Source organism: Kitasatospora sp. NPDC057512 (assembly GCF_042802135.1).
Lineage (GTDB): Bacteria > Actinomycetota > Actinomycetes > Streptomycetales > Streptomycetaceae > Kitasatospora.
This window is the reverse complement of sequence record NZ_JBHVET010000973.1, coordinates 1-2,547: the sequence shown is the minus strand read 5'-3', so window position 1 is coordinate 2,547 and position 2,547 is coordinate 1. Positions and strand designations below refer to the sequence as shown.

Below are 2,547 nucleotides of genomic sequence, written 5' to 3'. Positions count from 1 at the left end.
GGCCAAGAAGGCCGCGGCCGCCGAGGGTGATACGGCGTCCGAGTAGTGCCCACGCCCCGGGGCGGGAGTGATCCCGCCCCGGGCCGTACGGGCCGGTTTGCCCCCCGGGCGGCCGGTCCGTATTCTTGACCATCGGCGTGTCTACGCCATTGCTCCCGAGCACATCACCTTCCCGAGGTCACCGCGTCCGCGCGGAGGGCCGGGGAGAGGCTCCTGTGTCCGTACCCAGGTGGCTGGCGTCGGGGGTTCCGACCGAGCAAGGAAAGCAGGTACCGCATGTACGCGATCGTTCGCGCAGGCGGCCGCCAGCACAAGGTCGCCGTGGGCGACGTGCTGGAGATCGACCGTATCGAGGCCAAGCCGGGTGACTCGGTCGAGCTCTCGACCATCCTCGTCGTCGACGGTGACGCTGTCACCTCCGACCCGTGGGTCCTGGCCGGCGTGAAGGCTCACGCCGAGGTGGTCGACCAGACCAAGGGTGACAAGATCGTCATCCTGCGTTACAAGAACAAGACCGGCTACCGCCGCCGTCAGGGTCACCGTCAGCAGCACACCGCGGTGCGCATCACCAGCATCGACTCGGTCAGCAAGTAAGGGGATAGCGAAAAATGGCACACAAGAAGGGCGCAAGCTCTACTCGTAACGGCCGTGACTCGAACGCCCAGCGCCTCGGCGTGAAGCGCTTCGGTGGCCAGGTCGTCTCCGCCGGCGAGATCCTCGTCCGCCAGCGCGGCACCCACTTCCACCCGGGTGCCGGTGTCGGCCGCGGTGGCGACGACACCCTGTTCGCGCTGACCGCCGGTGCGGTGCAGTTCGGCACCCGTCGCGGCCGCAAGGTCGTCAACATCGTGGCCGTCGAGGCCTGAGTCCCCGCGGACTCCCGAGTCTGAGAAGACCCACCGGGTCGGGACAAGACTCACAGTGAAGGGTGGGCCGGAATTCTCCGGTCCACCCTTCACGCTTTACGCAGGTAGCAAGCAGACTCTCGCGCACTGGAGGCACACCCATGACCACCTTCGTGGACCGCGTCGAACTTCACGTCGCCGCGGGTAACGGGGGCCACGGCTGCGCCTCCGTGCACCGCGAGAAGTTCAAGCCGCTCGGCGGCCCGGACGGCGGCAACGGCGGTGAGGGCGGCAGCGTCATCCTCACCGTGGACTCGCAGGTCACCACCCTGCTGGAGTACCACCACTCGCCCAAGCGCAAGGCCACCAACGGCAAGCCGGGCGCGGGCGGCCACCGCACCGGCGCGGACGGCGAGGACCTCGTCCTGCTGGTGCCGGACGGCACCGTGGTGCTGGACCGCAAGGGCAACGTGCTGGCCGACCTGGTCGGGCACGGCACCAGCTTCGTCGCGGCCCAGGGCGGCCGCGGCGGCCTCGGCAACGCCGCGCTGGCCTCGGCCCGCCGCAAGGCGCCCGGCTTCGCGCTGCTCGGCGAGCCCGGCGAGGCCCGTGACATCGTCATGGAGCTCAAGTCCGTCGCCGACGTGGCCCTGGTCGGCTACCCGAGCGCCGGCAAGTCCTCGCTGATCTCGGTGCTCTCGGCCGCCAAGCCGAAGATCGCGGACTACCCGTTCACCACCCTGATCCCCAACCTGGGCGTGGTCACCGCGGGCGACACCGTCTACACCATCGCCGACGTGCCCGGCCTGATCCCGGGCGCCAGCCAGGGCCGCGGCCTGGGCCTGGAGTTCCTGCGCCACGTGGAGCGCTGTTCGGTGCTGGTGCACGTGCTGGACTGCGCCACCCTGGAGCCCGGCCGCGACCCGCTGACCGACCTGGAGACGATCGAGGCCGAGCTCGCCGAGTACGGCGGCCTGGAAGACCGCCCGCGCCTGGTCGCGCTCAACAAGGTGGACGTCCCGGACGGCCAGGACATCGCCGACCTGACCCGCGCCTCCCTGGAGGAGCGCGGCTACCGGGTGTTCGAGGTCTCCGCGGCCTCCCGCAAGGGCCTGCGCGAGCTGAGCTTCGCCGTGGCCGGGATCGTCGCCGAGGCGCGCGCCGCCAAGCCGGCCGAGGAGTCCACCCGGATCGTGCTGCGGCCCAAGGCCGTCGACGACGCCGGCTTCACCATCACCGAGGAGGACGGCGCCTACCGCATCCGCGGCGTCAAGCCGGAGCGCTGGGTCCGCCAGACCGACTTCAGCAACGACGAGGCCGTCGGCTACCTCGCCGACCGGCTGGCCCGCCTCGGGATCGAGCAGGAGCTGTGGAAGATCGGGGCGCACGAGGGCGACACCGTCATCATCGGCCCCGAGGAGAACGCCGTCGTCTTCGACTGGGAGCCGACCATGGCCGCCGGTGCCGAGATGCTCGGCCGCCGCGGTGAGGACCACCGCTTCGAGACCCCGCGTCCGGCGGTCGACCGCCGTCGCGAGAAGCAGAAGGGCCGGGACGCGGCCGAGGCCGAGTTCCTCGCCTTCGAGGCGCTCTCCAGCGGCCGCCAGGCCGCCATCGAGGGCGACGACGACGAGGACTGAGGACTGAGGACCGCTGGCCGGTCCGGTCCGGACGGCCCCCGCCACCTGTCGAGGTGGCGGGG

The 2,547-nt window shown here is 71.2% G+C and carries 3 protein-coding genes; all 3 read left to right on the top strand.

Annotated elements, in window-relative coordinates; genetic code table 11:
• Positions 1-276 precede the first annotated feature (276 nt).
• Entirely contained in the window at positions 277-594 is a 318-nt protein-coding gene (gene rplU, locus ACFU6K_RS36450) for a 50S ribosomal protein L21 (protein ID WP_045696828.1), read from the top strand.
• Between the two features lie 14 nt (positions 595-608).
• Complete coding sequence (gene rpmA / locus ACFU6K_RS36445) at positions 609-866, top strand: 50S ribosomal protein L27 (protein ID WP_030309712.1); 258 nt, start codon at positions 609-611, stop codon at positions 864-866.
• A gap of 140 nt (positions 867-1,006) precedes the next feature.
• Positions 1,007-2,485: a GTPase ObgE gene (obgE, locus tag ACFU6K_RS36440; RefSeq protein WP_380670551.1), complete on the top strand. Its 1,479-nt coding sequence runs from the start codon at positions 1,007-1,009 to the stop codon at positions 2,483-2,485.
• The last annotated feature ends 62 nt before the right edge of the window (positions 2,486-2,547 follow it).